Here is a 13651-nt window from a genome sequence, read left to right as displayed (position 1 = left end):
CGATCCGGCACTCCACCCACCGACGACGCGAGGCAGTACGCAGTGAACTGGGACGACAGCACCGACACCGCGGACGGACAGGACCCCGGCCTGCCGCCGGGCGGCGCCGACCGGCTGGTGGGCGCGGACGCCGATGGCGAGGACACCGCCGTCGAGGCCGCGCTGCGCCCGAAGGACCTGGAGGAGTTCGTCGGCCAGGAACGGGTGCGCGAGCAGCTGGACCTGGTGCTGCGGGCGGCCCGGGCGCGCGGCGCCACCGCCGACCACGTGCTGCTCTCCGGCGCGCCGGGGCTCGGCAAGACCACCCTGTCGATGATCATCGCGGCGGAGATGGGCGCCCCCATCCGGATCACCTCGGGCCCCGCCATCCAGCACGCCGGCGACCTCGCCGCCATCCTCTCCTCGCTCCAGGAGGGCGAGGTGCTCTTCCTCGACGAGATCCACCGGATGTCACGGCCCGCCGAGGAAATGCTGTACATGGCGATGGAGGACTTCCGGGTCGACGTGATCGTCGGCAAGGGGCCGGGCGCGACCGCCATTCCGCTGGAGCTGCCGCCGTTCACGCTGGTCGGGGCGACGACGCGGGCCGGCCTGCTGCCGCCGCCGCTGCGCGACCGTTTCGGGTTCACCGGGCACATGGAGTTCTACGCGCCGGTCGAGCTGGAGCGGGTCATCCACCGTTCGGCGGGCCTGCTGGATGTCGAGATAGAGGCCGAGGGCGCCGCCGAGATCGCCGGGCGGTCGCGCGGTACGCCCCGTATCGCCAACCGTCTGCTGCGCCGCGTACGGGACTACGCCCAGGTCAAGGCGGACGGCCTGATCACCCGGGAGATCGCGGCGCAGGCCCTGGATGTGTACGAGGTGGACCAGCGCGGCCTGGACCGGCTGGACCGCGCGGTGCTCACGGCGCTGCTCAAGCTGTTCAGCGGCGGTCCGGTGGGCCTGTCGACCCTGGCGGTGGCCGTGGGGGAGGAGCGTGAGACGGTCGAGGAGGTCGCGGAGCCGTTCCTCGTCCGTGAGGGCCTGCTCGCGCGCACCCCCCGTGGCCGCATCGCCACCCCCGCCGCATGGACGCACATGGGGCTGGTGCCGCCGCAGCAGATGACGGGCGGAAACGGACAGCAGGGGCTGTTCGGGGCGTGACGGCGCGGGGACTCGCCGGGTCAGGAACTGCGGTGGGATGCTGGGCGTTGTTCCACTGGTGCGGACTCGCTTAGACTCCGCCGATGCCGTCCGTACGGTCCGGCATACCAACCCCCGTATACCAGGCCGCGCCTCCGCGGTCGTGCGAAGGAATGTCCGTCCCGTGAATATCATGACTCTCCTCCCGTTCATCGTGCTCATCGGGGCCATGTTCCTGATGACGCGCTCCGCCAAGAAGAAGCAGCAGGCGGCAGTGCAGATGCGGAATGAAATGCAGCCCGGCACCGGCGTCCGCACGATCGGGGGCATGTACGCCACCGTCAAGGAGATCCACGACGACTCGGTCCTCCTGGAGGTCGCGCCCGGCGTGCACGCGCTGTACGCGAAGAACGCCGTCGGCGCCGTGCTGCCCGACGACGAGTACAACCGCATCATCGACGGTGCCGAGAAGGGCACCGTCGTTCCGGACGACGTTTCTTCCCTGACCGGCGCCTCCGCCGTCAACGCCGCCGACGACGACACCACCGAGAAGGGTGACGCCGGCGAGAAGATCGACCTGGGCAAGGAAGCTCCCGCGGAGAAGGCCGCCGAGGCCGACGCCGACGAGCCGAAGGCCGACGCGGCCCCGGCCGAGGACGCCGACGCCAAGGCCGCCGAGGCCAAGGACGCCAAGAAGGACGGCGGCGCCGACGCGAAGTAGGCCCGCCTCTCAGGGAACCGCGGTGCGCGCCGAGTGCGGTGCACCGCGGTTCCTGGACCGTCTAGGCTCCGGCGGGGGCACGTCCCCACAAGACTTCGTGGCCGTCCGGCACTGACCTGACTCGGGCGGTTGGACAGGGAGATACGAGAAGGTGGCAGCACCGAACAAGGGCCGAAGGTCGCCTGCGACCCAGGGCAGGCCGGGGCGCGCCCTGGTCCTGATCCTGGTCGTCATCGCGGCGCTGGTCGGGGGGATGTTCTACTCCGGCACGATGACGCCGAGGCTGGGCATCGACCTCGCGGGTGGTACGAGCTTCACGCTGGAAGCCCAGAACATGCCGGGCAAGCCCAACGCGATCAACGAGACCAACATGAAGACCGCGTCGGGGATCATCGAGCGCCGGGTCAACGGTCTCGGTGTCTCCGAGGCAGAGGTCCAGACGCAGGGCACGAACCACATCATCGTGAACATCCCCAAGGGGACGGACGCGAAGCAGGCCCGCCAGCAGGTGGGCACCACCGCCCAGCTCGGCTTCCGTACGGTGCTGACGGCCGCGGCCGGGACGAAGACGCCCACGCCGGGTGCCTCCGAGAGCCCCAAGGCCGGCAGTGGTGAGAAGGAGAAGGGCGACAGCGGCAGCTCCGCTTCGGGTACCCCCTCCGGCAAGCCCACCACTCAGGGCCGGGCCGTCAGCGACGCGCTGAAGAAGGACGACGCCCCCTCGAGCTCCGCCACGCCGTCCGCCTCCAAGACGCCCAGCATGCCGCCGGCCCAGCAGCAGCCCCAGGGTGCCGATATCCCCGCGGCGCTGCAGAAGAAGCTCGCGGCGCTGGACTGTTCCACGAAGGCGAGCCGTTCGGAGGCCGCCGAGCAGGCCGCGCGGGCCAAGCCCAGCGACTCGATCGTGGCCTGTGAGGACGACGGCAAGACCAAGTACGTGCTCGGCCCGGTCAAGGTCGAGGGCACGGACGTGGACGACGCGAAGGCCACCTTCGACCAGCAGGGCGGCCAGGGCTGGCTCGTCCAGATGAACTTCACCTCCGCCGGCGGCAAGAAGTTCGCCGACGTGACCGGTGACATCGCCACCAAGACCCCGCCGCAGAACCAGTTCGCGATCACCCTGGACGGCGAGGTCGTCTCGGCTCCGCAGGTGAGCAGCGCGATCGCGGGCGGCAACGCCCAGATCACCGGCGGCTTCACCCAGCAGTCCGCCGAGGACCTGGGGAACATGCTGTCCTACGGTGCGCTGCCGCTCTCCTTCAAGATCGCGGACGAGACCACCGTGACCGCGGCGCTGGGTGGCGAGCAGCTGAACGCCGGCCTGATCGCGGGCGCCATCGGCCTCGCGCTGGTCATCATCTACCTCATCGCGTACTACCGCGGCCTGTCCCTGGTGGCGCTGGCCAGCCTCGTGGTCTCGGCGGTGCTGACGTACACGCTGATGACCCTGCTCGGTCCCGCCATCGGCTTCGCGCTGAACCTGCCGGCCGTCTGCGGTGCGATCGTCGCGATCGGTATCACCGCCGACTCCTTCATCGTGTACTTCGAACGCATCCGGGACGAGATCCGCGAGGGCCGTACGCTGCGGCCGTCCGTCGAGCGGGCCTGGCCGCGTGCCCGGCGCACGATCCTGGTCTCGGACTTCGTGTCGTTCCTGGCCGCCGCCGTGCTCTTCATCGTCACGGTCGGCAAGGTCCAGGGCTTCGCGTTCACCCTTGGCCTGACGACCCTGCTGGACGTCGTGGTGGTCTTCTTCTTCACCAAGCCGCTGATGACGCTGCTGGCCCGGCGGAAGTTCTTCTACTCCGGCCACCCCTGGTCGGGCCTGGACCCCACGCGCCTCGGCGCGAAGCCGCCGCTGCGCCGCGGCCGGCGCACCTCCGCCCCCATCGAGACGAAGGAGGCGTGAGATGTCCAAGCTCGGAAATCTCGGCGCCCGGCTGTACCGCGGCGAGGTCGGCTACGACTTCATCGGCAAGCGCAAGATCTGGTACGGCGTCTCGATCCTGATCACCGTCGTGGCGATCGTGGGCCTCGCGGTGCGCGGCCTGAACATGGGCATCGAGTTCTCCGGCGGCGCGGTCTTCACCACCCCGAAGACCACCGTGTCGGCGAGCCAGGCCCAGCACCACGCCGAGTCCGCCTCCAACGGCCACCAGGCCGTGGTCCAGAAGCTCGGCAACGGCGGTCTGCGGATCCAGATCAGCGAGCTGGACACCAAGGAGGCCGTGCCGGTCCAGGAGGAGCTGGCCAAGGACCTGAACGTCCCGGTCAAGGACGTCAACACCCAGCTGGTCGGCCCGAGCTGGGGCGAGGAGATCGCGAACAAGGCCTGGCTGGGCCTGGGGATCTTCATGGTCCTCGTGGTCATCTACCTCGCCATCGCCTTCGAATGGCGGATGGCGCTGGCGGCCCTGATCGCGCTGATCCACGACCTCACGATCACGGTCGGTGTGTACGCACTGGTCGGCTTCGAGGTCACGCCGGGTACGGTCATCGGTCTGCTGACCATCCTCGGTTACTCGCTGTACGACACGGTGGTGGTCTTCGACAGCCTCAAGGAGGCGTCGCGGGGCATCACCAAGCAGTCCCGGTACACCTACGGCGAGGTCGCCAACCGCTCGATCAACTCCACGCTGGTCCGGTCGATCAACACCACGGTCGTGGCGCTGCTCCCGGTGGCCGGTCTGCTCTTCGTGGGCGGCGGCTTCCTGGGCGCGGGCATGCTGAACGACATCTCGCTCGCCCTGTTCGTGGGTCTCGCGGCCGGTGCGTACAGCTCGATCTTCATCGCCACCCCGCTGGTCGCCGACCTCAAGGGCCGCGAGCCGCAGATGAAGGCGCTCGCTCGCCGGGTCCGCAGCAAGCGTTCCGCGGCGGCGGCCAAGGGCGACTCCCAGGAGGGGGCGGCCGAGGGAGCGGCGGAGACCGACGAGGAACCGCGGGACGACGCCGGTGACCCGGCGGCGGCCGGCAGCTCGGCGGCCGGTCCGCGCAGCCGGCCCGCTGACCGCAGCCGCGGCCGCGGCCGTCCGTCGGGCAAGCGCCGATGAGCGCCCCCGCGGAGCTGCGCGAGCTCCTGCTCAGCAGGATCGCCGACGTGCCGGACTACCCGCAGGCGGGTGTGGTCTTCAAGGACATCACCCCGCTGCTGGCCGACCCGGACGCCTTCGGGCGGCTGACCGAAGCGCTGGCCGGGATCTGCGGCGAGTTCGGCGCGACGAAGATCGTGGCGCTGGAGGCCCGCGGGTTCATTCTCGCGGCGCCGGTCGCGGTGAAGGCGGGCGTGGGCTTCGTGCCCGTACGCAAGGCCGGCAAGCTCCCCGGGGCGACCCTCGGCCAGAGCTACGCGCTGGAGTACGGCCACGCCACGATCGAGATCCAGGCCGACGCGCTGGCCCCGGGGGACCGGGTGCTGGTGATCGACGACGTGCTGGCCACCGGCGGTACGGCGGATGCCTCGCTGACCCTGATCCGCCGTTCCGGTGCCGAGGTCGCGGGCGTGGCGGTCCTGCTGGAGCTGGGCTTCCTGGACGGCCGCGAGAGGCTGACGGCCGGCCTGGACGGGGCCCCGCTGGAGGCGCTGATCACGGTCTGAGGCGGGGCCCGAGCGACCCCGGGATCGTGGCCGCGGGCCGCGTCCGACGCTCGAAAGCCAAGCAAAGTGCAGGTAAAAGGGCATCCGGCATAAATGCGGATGCCCTTTTGCTGTGTCCACAGGAGCACCGGCCCGCGGAGGAGCCGTGGCTGCCGGCATGGATACCATGGCAGCCCGGCCACTCCGTGGACCGGTGGTCCGGCACCGCTCTTTTCCGCCCGTTCGCCGGTGGGAAAGGTCCCAGCGAGGAGTTGCTCTTGCCAGACGAGGCCCAGCCGCTCTCCCCCCGCACGCCGGGGGGCGGCGCCGCCGCGCATCCGGACGACCGGCCCGCGGGCGGCACCGCGGACGCGTCGAAGAACGGCGGGAAGGAAGCACCGGCAGGGCCCGGCCCGACGGCTGCCCGGCCCGCAGCGCCGGCGCCCAAGCCCACCCCGCCGCCCTCGGCCCCCAAGCCGCTGCCGCCGGGGTACACCGGCCAGTCCGGCAGCCGGTCCGGTTCGTCCAACCGGGTGAGGGCCCGCCTGGCCCGGCTCGGCGTGCAGCGCCAGAGCCCGTACAACCCGGTCCTGGAGCCGCTGCTGCGCATCGTGCGCAGCAACGACCCCAAGATCGAGACGGCCACCCTGCGCCAGGTCGAACGGGCCTACCAGGTCGCCGAGCGCTGGCACCGCGGCCAGAAGCGCAAGAGCGGCGACCCGTACATCACCCATCCGCTGGCCGTGACGACGATCCTCGCCGAGCTGGGCATGGATCCGGCGACGCTGATGGCCGGGCTGCTGCACGACACGGTCGAGGACACCGAGTACGGGCTGGACACCCTCCGCCGGGACTTCGGCGACCAGGTCGCGCTCCTCGTCGACGGCGTCACCAAGCTGGACAAGGTCAAGTTCGGCGAGGCCGCGCAGGCCGAGACCGTGCGCAAGATGGTCGTGGCGATGGCCAAGGACCCCCGGGTCCTGGTGATCAAGCTCGCGGACCGGCTGCACAACATGCGCACGATGCGTTACCTCAAGCGGGAGAAGCAGGAGAAGAAGGCCCGCGAGACGCTGGAGATCTACGCCCCGCTGGCGCACCGGCTGGGCATGAACACCATCAAGTGGGAGCTGGAGGACCTCGCCTTCGCGATCCTCTACCCCAAGATGTACGACGAGATCGTGCGGCTGGTCGCCGAGCGGGCGCCCAAGCGCGACGAGTACCTGGCCATAGTCACCGACGAGGTACAGGCGGACCTCCGCTCGGCGCGCATCAAAGCCACCGTCACGGGACGGCCCAAGCACTACTACAGCGTCTACCAGAAGATGATCGTCCGCGGCCGGGACTTCGCGGAGATCTACGACCTGGTGGGCATCCGCGTCCTCGTGGACACGGTGCGGGACTGCTACGCGGCGCTGGGCACTGTGCACGCGCGATGGAATCCGGTCCCGGGCCGGTTCAAGGACTACATCGCGATGCCCAAGTTCAACATGTACCAGTCGCTGCACACGACGGTCATCGGTCCCAACGGCAAGCCGGTCGAGCTGCAGATCCGCACCTTCGACATGCACCGCCGCGCCGAGTACGGCATCGCCGCGCACTGGAAGTACAAGCAGGAGGCGGTGGCCGGCGCCTCCAAGGTCCGTACCGACGTGCCCAAGGGCAAGGCCGGCAAGGACGACGCGGTCAACGACATGGCGTGGCTGCGGCAGCTGCTGGACTGGCAGAAGGAGACCGAGGACCCGGGCGAGTTCCTGGAGTCGCTCCGCTTCGACCTCTCCCGCAACGAGGTCTTCGTCTTCACCCCCAAGGGCGACGTCATAGCGCTGCCGGCCGGTGCCACCCCGGTGGACTTCGCGTACGCCGTGCACACCGAGGTCGGCCACCGCACGATAGGCGCGCGCGTCAACGGCCGCCTGGTGCCGCTGGAATCGACCCTCGACAACGGCGACCTGGTGGAGGTCTTCACCTCCAAGGCGCCGGGCGCCGGCCCCTCCCGGGACTGGCTCGGCTTCGTCAAGTCGCCGCGGGCCCGCAACAAGATCCGTGCGTGGTTCTCCAAGGAGCGCCGCGACGAGGCGATCGAGCAGGGCAAGGACGCCATCGCGCGGGCCATGCGCAAGCAGAACCTGCCGATCCAGCGCATCCTGACCGGCGACTCCCTGGTCACGCTCGCGCACGAGATGCGGTATCCGGACATCTCGTCGCTGTACGCCGCGATCGGCGAGGGGCACGTCACCGCGCAGTCCGTCGTGCAGAAGCTGGTGCAGGCGCTCGGCGGCCAGGACGAGGCCACCGAGGACATCGCCGAGTCCACGCCGATCCGCCGCTCCAAGCGGCGCTCCAGCGCGGACCCGGGCGTGGTCGTCAAGGGTGTCGAGGACGTCTGGGTCAAGCTCGCGCGCTGCTGTACGCCGGTGCCGGGCGACCCGATCATCGGCTTCGTCACCCGCGGGTCCGGCGTCTCGGTGCACCGCGCCGACTGCGTCAACGTGGACTCGCTGTCCAAACAGCCGGAGCGGATCCTGGAGGTCGAGTGGGCGCCGACCCAGTCCTCGGTCTTCCTGGTCGCCATCCAGGTCGAGGCGCTGGACCGGTCCCGGCTCCTCTCGGACGTCACACGGGTCCTGTCCGACCAGCACGTCAACATCCTGTCGGCGGCCGTGCAGACCTCCCGTGACCGGGTGGCCACCTCCCGCTTCACCTTCGAGATGGGCGACCCCAAGCACCTCGGGCACGTCCTGAAGGCGGTACGGGGCGTGGAGGGCGTCTACGACGTCTACCGCGTCACCTCGGCCCGCCGGCCCAACTAGCCGCCGTACGCGACGAGGAGGGCCCCGGTACGCGGTACCGGGGCCCTCCTCGCGTGCGTTCCGCCCGGCGTCAGCCGCCGAACTCCTGGAGGCCCTTCTGGGCCTGGTCCAGCAGGGCCTGGCGGCCCTCCAGCTCACGGGCGAGCTTGTCGGCCTTGGCGTCGTTGCCCGCCGCACGGGCCGTGTCGATCTGCTTCTGGAGCTTGTCGACGGCGTCCTGGAGCTGGCCGGTCAGCCCCGCGGCACGCGCCCGCGCCTCGGGGTTGGTCCGCCGCCACTCGGCCTCCTCGGCCTCCTGGATGGCGCGCTCGACGGCGTGCATCCGGCCCTCGATCTTCGGGCGGGCGTCCCGCGGCACATGGCCGACGGCCTCCCACCGCTCGTTGATCGAACGGAACGCGGCCCGGGCAGCCTTCAGGTCCGAGACCGGGAGCAGCTTCTCCGCCTCGACGGCCAGCTCCTCCTTCTTGGTGAGGTTCTCCCGCTGCTCGGCGTCCCGCTCCGCGAAGACCTCGCTGCGGGCCTGGAAGAACACGTCCTGGGCGCCGCGGAAGCGGTTCCACAGGTCGTCCTCGTGCTCGCGCTGGGCGCGGCCCGCGGCCTTCCACTCCTGCATCAGCTCGCGGTACCGGGCGGCGGTGGGGCCCCAGTCCGTGGAGTTCGACAGCGCCTCGGCGTCCGCGACCAGCTTCTCCTTGGTCTGCCGGGCCTGCTCGCGCTGCGCGTCCAGCGACGCGAAATGCGCCTTGCGCCGCTTGGAGAACGCCGACCGGGCGTGCGAGAAGCGGTGCCACAGCTCGTCGTCGGACTTGCGGTCCAGACGCGGCAGCCCCTTCCAGGTGTCGACCAGGGCGCGGAGCCGCTCGCCGGCCGCCCGCCACTGCTCGCTCGCCGCCAGCTCCTCGGCCTCGGCGACCAGCTTCTCCTTCGCCGTCCTGGCCTCGTCCGCCTGCCGGGCCTTGGCCACCTTGCGCTCCTCGCGGCGGGCCTCGACCGTCTGCACGAGCGCGTCCAGGCGCTTGCGCAGGGCATCAAGGTCACCCACCGCGTGATGCTCGTCCACCTGCCGGCGCAGGTGGTCGATGGCGGTCATGGCGTCCTTGGCCGACAGGTCGGTGGTCTTGACCCGCCGTTCGAGGAGGCCGATCTCCACGACCAGGCCCTCATACTTGCGCTCGAAGTAGGCGAGGGCCTCCTCGGGAGATCCCGCCTGCCACGATCCGACGACCTGCTCGCCGTCGGCGGTACGCACGTACACGGTCCCCGTCTCATCGACGCGGCCCCATGGGTCGCTGCTCACAGCGCCTCCTCCACATGATGCCGGCGGGACGCGGAGGCCCCGGGCATCGTCCACAGTTTCTGTCCGGCGGGACTGCGCCCCGGCCGGTCCGACGGACTGTTCTTGCGGGTGAAGGTGGCAGCCGTCGGAGCAGGCACCCTACCCAACGCCAATCTAGGCGACCGGCGGCCCGGCTGTCCGCATCCCGCACGACCGAAATTCCGTGGTCCAGGCAAGGATGGCCGGAGTACGTCAGGTCTTCGTGACGCGGGCGCGGTCGATGACGACGGTGGCGTTCGGCGCGGTGTTGCCGGTCTGCGGGTCGGGCGTGGAGCCGGCCTTCGCGATCTTCTTCAGGACGTCCATCCCCTGGGTGATGGTGCCGAACGGCGTGTAATTGGGCGGCAGCTCGCTGTCCTGGAAGACCAGGAAGAACTGGCTGCCGCCGGTGTTCCGGGTCTTCTCGCTCTGCCCGTCGTACCGGTTGGCCATCGCGACCGTGCCGGCCGGGTAGACGTTGCCCTTGAGCCGCGAGTCCTTCAGGTTCTCGTCCGGGATGGTGTAGCCGGGGGTGCCCTGGCCGGTGCCGGTGGGGTCGCCGCACTGCAGGACGTGCAGGCCGTCGTCGACCAGGCGGTGGCACTTGCTGTGGTCGAAGTACTTCTCGCCCGCCAGGAAGTTGAAGGAGTTGACCGTGTGCGGGGCCTTCTTCGCGTCCAGCTTCAGGGTGATGTCACCGCAGGTGGTGGCGAGCTTCGCGGTGTACGAAGCGGCGGTGTCCACCGTCAGCTCCGGCTCCTTCTTCCACTGCTTCTCGGACGGCTCGCCCTTGGCGGGCGCGGCGCACGGGTCCTTCGGCCGCTTCTCGGCCGAGGCCTTCGCGTCGTTGTTGTTGTCCGCGCCGACCAGGCCCGCCGTCGCGTACACCGTCGCGCCGGCGGCCAGCACCACCGCGAGAGCCGACGCGATGACGACGTTGCGGCGCTTGGTCTTCCGCCGGGTCTCGACCCGCCGCTGGGCCTGCCGCTCGTACTTCTGGCGCGCGAGCTGCTTGCGCCGCTGTTCCCCCTTGACCACCGGGCCGTCTCCTTGGTCTGTGTGCTCTGCCGTGGCCGTACCGTATACGGGTTCGCTCCTGCGGGAGTCCCGCCGGTAGGCTCTGAACAGCAGAGATCTTGCAGCATGTTTCTGTGAGATCCGCCAGGGCCGCATGCCGGGGCCCGTCAGGATCTGTCCGCCGGACGATAGAAGGACGAACGTGCTGATTGCCGGGTTCCCCGCCGGGGCCTGGGGCACCAATTGCTATTTGGTCGCCCCCGCCGCGGGTGAGGAGTGCGTGATCATCGATCCGGGCCACCAGGCCGCCCAAGGGGTCGAGGAAGCGGTGAAGAAGCATCGCCTCAAGCCCGTCGCCGTCGTCCTCACCCACGGCCACATCGACCATGTCGCCTCGGTGGTCCCGGTCTGCGGCGCGCACGACGTCCCCGCCTGGATCCACCCCGAGGACCGCTACATGATGAGCGACCCGGAGAAGGCGCTGGGCCGCTCCATCGGGCAGCAGCTGATGGGCGAGCTGACCATCGGGGAGCCGGACGACGTCAAGGAGCTGGCCGACGGGGGCACGCTGTCGCTCGCCGGGATGGAGTTCTCCGTCGCGCACGCGCCGGGCCATACCAAGGGGTCGGTGACCTTCAGGATGCCCGAGCAGGCCGACATCCCGCCGGTCTTCTTCTCGGGCGATCTGCTCTTCGCCGGCTCCATCGGACGCACCGACATGCCCGGCGGTTCCCACGCCGAGATCCTCCGGTCGCTGGAGCGCGTATGCCTCCCGCTGGACGACTCGACCGTGGTGCTGTCGGGACACGGCCCCCAGACCACCATCGGCCAGGAGCGCGCCACCAACCCCTTCCTCCGGGAAGTGGCCGCCGGCCTCGGAACGGGCCCCCAGAGCCCGGCTCCGCGACGAGGAATGTGACGAAAGCTTCCGTGAGCACCTTCAAGGCCCCCAAGGGCACCTACGACCTGATCCCGCCGCAGTCCGCGACCTACCTGGCGGTCCGTGACGCGATCTCCGGACCTCTCAAGCGCTCCGGCTACGGCTACATCGAGACGCCCGGCTTCGAGAACGTCGAGCTGTTCGCGCGCGGCGTCGGCGAGTCCACCGACATCGTCACCAAGGAGATGTACGCCTTCGAGACCAAGGGCGGCGACAGGCTCGCGCTGCGCCCCGAGGGCACCGCCTCCGTGCTGCGCGCCGCGCTGGAGGCCAACCTCCACAAGTCCGGCAACCTCCCCGTCAAGCTCTGGTACAGCGGCTCGTACTACCGCTACGAGCGACCGCAGAAGGGCCGTTACCGGCACTTCTCGCAGGTCGGCGCGGAGGCCATCGGTGCCGAGGACCCGGCGCTGGACGCCGAGCTGATCATCCTGGCGAACGACGCGTACCGCTCGCTGGGCCTGCGGAACTTCCGCATCCTGCTCAACAGCCTCGGCGACAAGGAGTGCCGCCCCGCCTACCGGGCCGCGCTGCAGGACTTCCTGCGCGCCCTGGACCTGGACGAGGACACCCGCCGCCGGATCGAGATCAACCCGCTGCGGGTCCTGGACGACAAGCGCCCGGACGTGCAGAAGCAGCTGACCGGCGCGCCCCTGCTGCGCGACCACCTCTGCGAGAACTGCAAGGCGTACCACGAGCAGGTGCGCGAGCTGCTGACCGCGGCGGGCGTGGCCTACGAGGACGACCCCAAGCTGGTGCGCGGCCTGGACTACTACACCCGTACCACCTTCGAGTTCGTCCACGACGGGCTCGGCTCGCAGTCCGCGGTGGGCGGCGGCGGCCGGTACGACGGCCTGTCGGAGATGATCGGCGGCCCCGCGCTGCCGTCCGTCGGCTGGGCGCTCGGCGTGGACCGCACGGTCCTGGCGCTGGAGGCCGAGGGCGTGGAGCTGGAGATCCCGGCCAGCACCGCCGTCTTCGCGGTGCCCCTGGGCGAGGAGGCCCGCCGGGTGCTCTTCGGCACGGTCACCGAGCTGCGCCGGGCCGGTCTCGCGACCGACTTCGCGTACGGCGGCAAGGGCCTCAAGAACGCCATGAAGTCGGCGAACCGCTCGGGCGCGCGCCTGGCGATCGTCGCAGGCGAGCGTGACCTGGCCGAGGGCGTGGTCCAGCTCAAGGACCTGGAGAGCGGCGAGCAGGCGCCGGTCGCGCTGGACGCGATCGTCGAGGAGGTCCGGCGAAAGCTGGGCTGATAGATCGTTTCTATGTGCGAAGGGTCCGGTGGCCGAGGGGCTGCCGGGCCCTTCGTCATGGGCCGGAAGGGCGTTCGCCGGCGTTCGGTTTTATGCGCAGCGAACGGTGCCCGGTGCACCGGGTGGGGCACAATGTGAGGCTCGAACGGGCGGATTCACCAAGGGACCGACGGAACGGCGATATGACGACGACTACGCTTGATGACGTGTCCACCACCGACCACGGCCGTACGGACGGCGACGGCACCATCGGAGCGGGTCGCCCCTTCGCGCTGCTCCTGGTGATCACCAGCGCGCTCGGTCTCCTTGCCGCCTGGGTCATCACCCTCGACAAGTTCAAGCTGCTGGAGGACCCGACCTTCAAGCCGGCCTGCAGCATCAACCCGATCATTTCCTGCGGCAACATCATGAAGAGCGCGCAGGCCGAGGTCTTCGGCTTCCCGAACCCGATGGCCGGGCTCGTCGGCTTCGGCGTCGTCATGGCGATCGGCGTGGCCGTGCTCGCCGGTGCCCGCTTCAAGGCCTGGTACTGGATCGGCCTGAACATCGGCACGCTGCTCGGCACGGTCTTCTGCATGTGGCTGATGAGCCAGTCGCTGTACGTCATCAACTCGCTGTGCCTGTGGTGCACGCTCACCTGGCTCGTGACGATCCTGATGTTCTGGTACACGACCGTGCACAACATCAAGCACGGCATCATCAAGGCGCCCGCGGGTCTGCGCAACGCGGTCCTGGAGTTCCACTGGGTCGTCCCGGTGCTCTGGTACGGCGTGATCGCGCTGCTCGTCCTCACGCGCTGGTGGACGCAGTACTGGAGCACGCTGCTCTGAGCCGGGGCCGTCCCGGAGGCCGGGGCCCGGAGGCGTTGTCAGTGGGGTGACATAGGCTCGGGA

General features: G+C 70.1%; 11 protein-coding genes. 9 read left to right on the top strand and 2 right to left on the bottom strand.

Going from position 1 to position 13651, the window contains the following annotated elements; translation table 11 throughout:
* Positions 1 to 42: 42 nt before the first annotated feature.
* From ruvB to ACIGQF_RS05075, 6 genes are all read left to right on the top strand, one after another.
* Positions 43 to 1143 (top strand): Holliday junction branch migration DNA helicase RuvB, encoded by a 1101-nt coding sequence (gene ruvB, locus ACIGQF_RS05100; protein WP_399705680.1) that lies wholly within the window; start codon positions 43 to 45, stop codon positions 1141 to 1143.
* A 163-nt stretch (positions 1144 to 1306) separates the two neighbouring features.
* Complete coding sequence (yajC, locus tag ACIGQF_RS05095) at positions 1307 to 1843, top strand: preprotein translocase subunit YajC (RefSeq protein ID WP_399705679.1); 537 nt, start codon at positions 1307 to 1309, stop codon at positions 1841 to 1843.
* A 151-nt stretch (positions 1844 to 1994) separates the two neighbouring features.
* Positions 1995 to 3752, top strand: coding sequence for a protein translocase subunit SecD (secD, locus tag ACIGQF_RS05090; protein ID WP_399705676.1), 1758 nt, complete (start codon positions 1995 to 1997; stop codon positions 3750 to 3752).
* Position 3753: 1 nt separating this feature from the next.
* The gene (secF, locus tag ACIGQF_RS05085) at positions 3754 to 4896 is read left to right on the top strand and encodes a protein translocase subunit SecF (protein ID WP_399705673.1); all 1143 of its coding nucleotides are present in this window, start codon (positions 3754 to 3756) and stop codon (positions 4894 to 4896) included.
* Positions 4893 to 5441 carry an adenine phosphoribosyltransferase gene (locus ACIGQF_RS05080; RefSeq protein ID WP_399705671.1) on the top strand — a complete coding sequence of 183 codons (549 nt, stop codon included), beginning with the start codon at positions 4893 to 4895 and terminating at the stop codon, positions 5439 to 5441. Before secF ends, ACIGQF_RS05080 begins: the two co-directional genes overlap by 4 nt.
* 257 nt (positions 5442 to 5698) lie before the next feature.
* Positions 5699 to 8230 (top strand): RelA/SpoT family protein, encoded by a 2532-nt coding sequence (locus ACIGQF_RS05075; RefSeq protein WP_399705669.1) that lies wholly within the window; start codon positions 5699 to 5701, stop codon positions 8228 to 8230.
* Between the two features lie 70 nt (positions 8231 to 8300).
* On the opposite strand, the gene ACIGQF_RS05070 is transcribed toward ACIGQF_RS05075, so the two are convergent.
* Positions 8301 to 9530: a DUF349 domain-containing protein gene (locus tag ACIGQF_RS05070; RefSeq protein ID WP_399705667.1), complete on the bottom strand. Its 1230-nt coding sequence runs from the start codon at positions 9528 to 9530 to the stop codon at positions 8301 to 8303.
* 231 nt (positions 9531 to 9761) lie between these two features.
* Positions 9762 to 10586, bottom strand: a complete 825-nt coding sequence (locus tag ACIGQF_RS05065) for a peptidylprolyl isomerase (RefSeq protein WP_399705664.1) — start codon at positions 10584 to 10586, stop codon at positions 9762 to 9764.
* A gap of 181 nt (positions 10587 to 10767) precedes the next feature.
* Between ACIGQF_RS05065 and ACIGQF_RS05060 the strand changes: the two genes are divergently transcribed.
* The 3 genes from ACIGQF_RS05060 to ACIGQF_RS05050 all read left to right on the top strand — a co-directional run bounded on the left by ACIGQF_RS05060 (position 10768) and on the right by ACIGQF_RS05050 (position 13588).
* The gene (locus tag ACIGQF_RS05060) at positions 10768 to 11484 is read left to right on the top strand and encodes an MBL fold metallo-hydrolase (RefSeq protein ID WP_399705662.1); all 717 of its coding nucleotides are present in this window, start codon (positions 10768 to 10770) and stop codon (positions 11482 to 11484) included.
* 11 nt (positions 11485 to 11495) lie between these two features.
* The gene (gene hisS, locus ACIGQF_RS05055) at positions 11496 to 12758 is read left to right on the top strand and encodes a histidine--tRNA ligase (RefSeq protein ID WP_399705660.1); all 1263 of its coding nucleotides are present in this window, start codon (positions 11496 to 11498) and stop codon (positions 12756 to 12758) included.
* A 182-nt stretch (positions 12759 to 12940) separates the two neighbouring features.
* Positions 12941 to 13588 carry a vitamin K epoxide reductase family protein gene (locus tag ACIGQF_RS05050; RefSeq protein ID WP_399705658.1) on the top strand — a complete coding sequence of 216 codons (648 nt, stop codon included), beginning with the start codon at positions 12941 to 12943 and terminating at the stop codon, positions 13586 to 13588.
* The last annotated feature ends 63 nt before the right edge of the window (positions 13589 to 13651 follow it).

This window comes from Streptomyces sp. NPDC053560, from assembly GCF_044544605.1.
Classification (GTDB): domain Bacteria; phylum Actinomycetota; class Actinomycetes; order Streptomycetales; family Streptomycetaceae; genus Streptomyces.
The sequence above is the reverse complement of the archived record's forward strand: the minus strand, read 5'-3'. Positions and strand labels throughout refer to the sequence as shown.

What these genes read in the sequence shown, in the direction of transcription:
- secF (WP_399705673.1), top strand. Translation starts at nt 3,754, where the DNA reads ATGTCCAAGCTCGGAAATCTCGGCGCCCGGCTGTACCGCGGCGAGGTC.
- ACIGQF_RS05080 (WP_399705671.1), top strand. Translation starts at nt 4,893, where the DNA reads ATGAGCGCCCCCGCGGAGCTGCGCGAGCTCCTGCTCAGCAGGATCGCC.
- ACIGQF_RS05050 (WP_399705658.1), top strand. Translation starts at nt 12,941, where the DNA reads ATGACGACGACTACGCTTGATGACGTGTCCACCACCGACCACGGCCGT.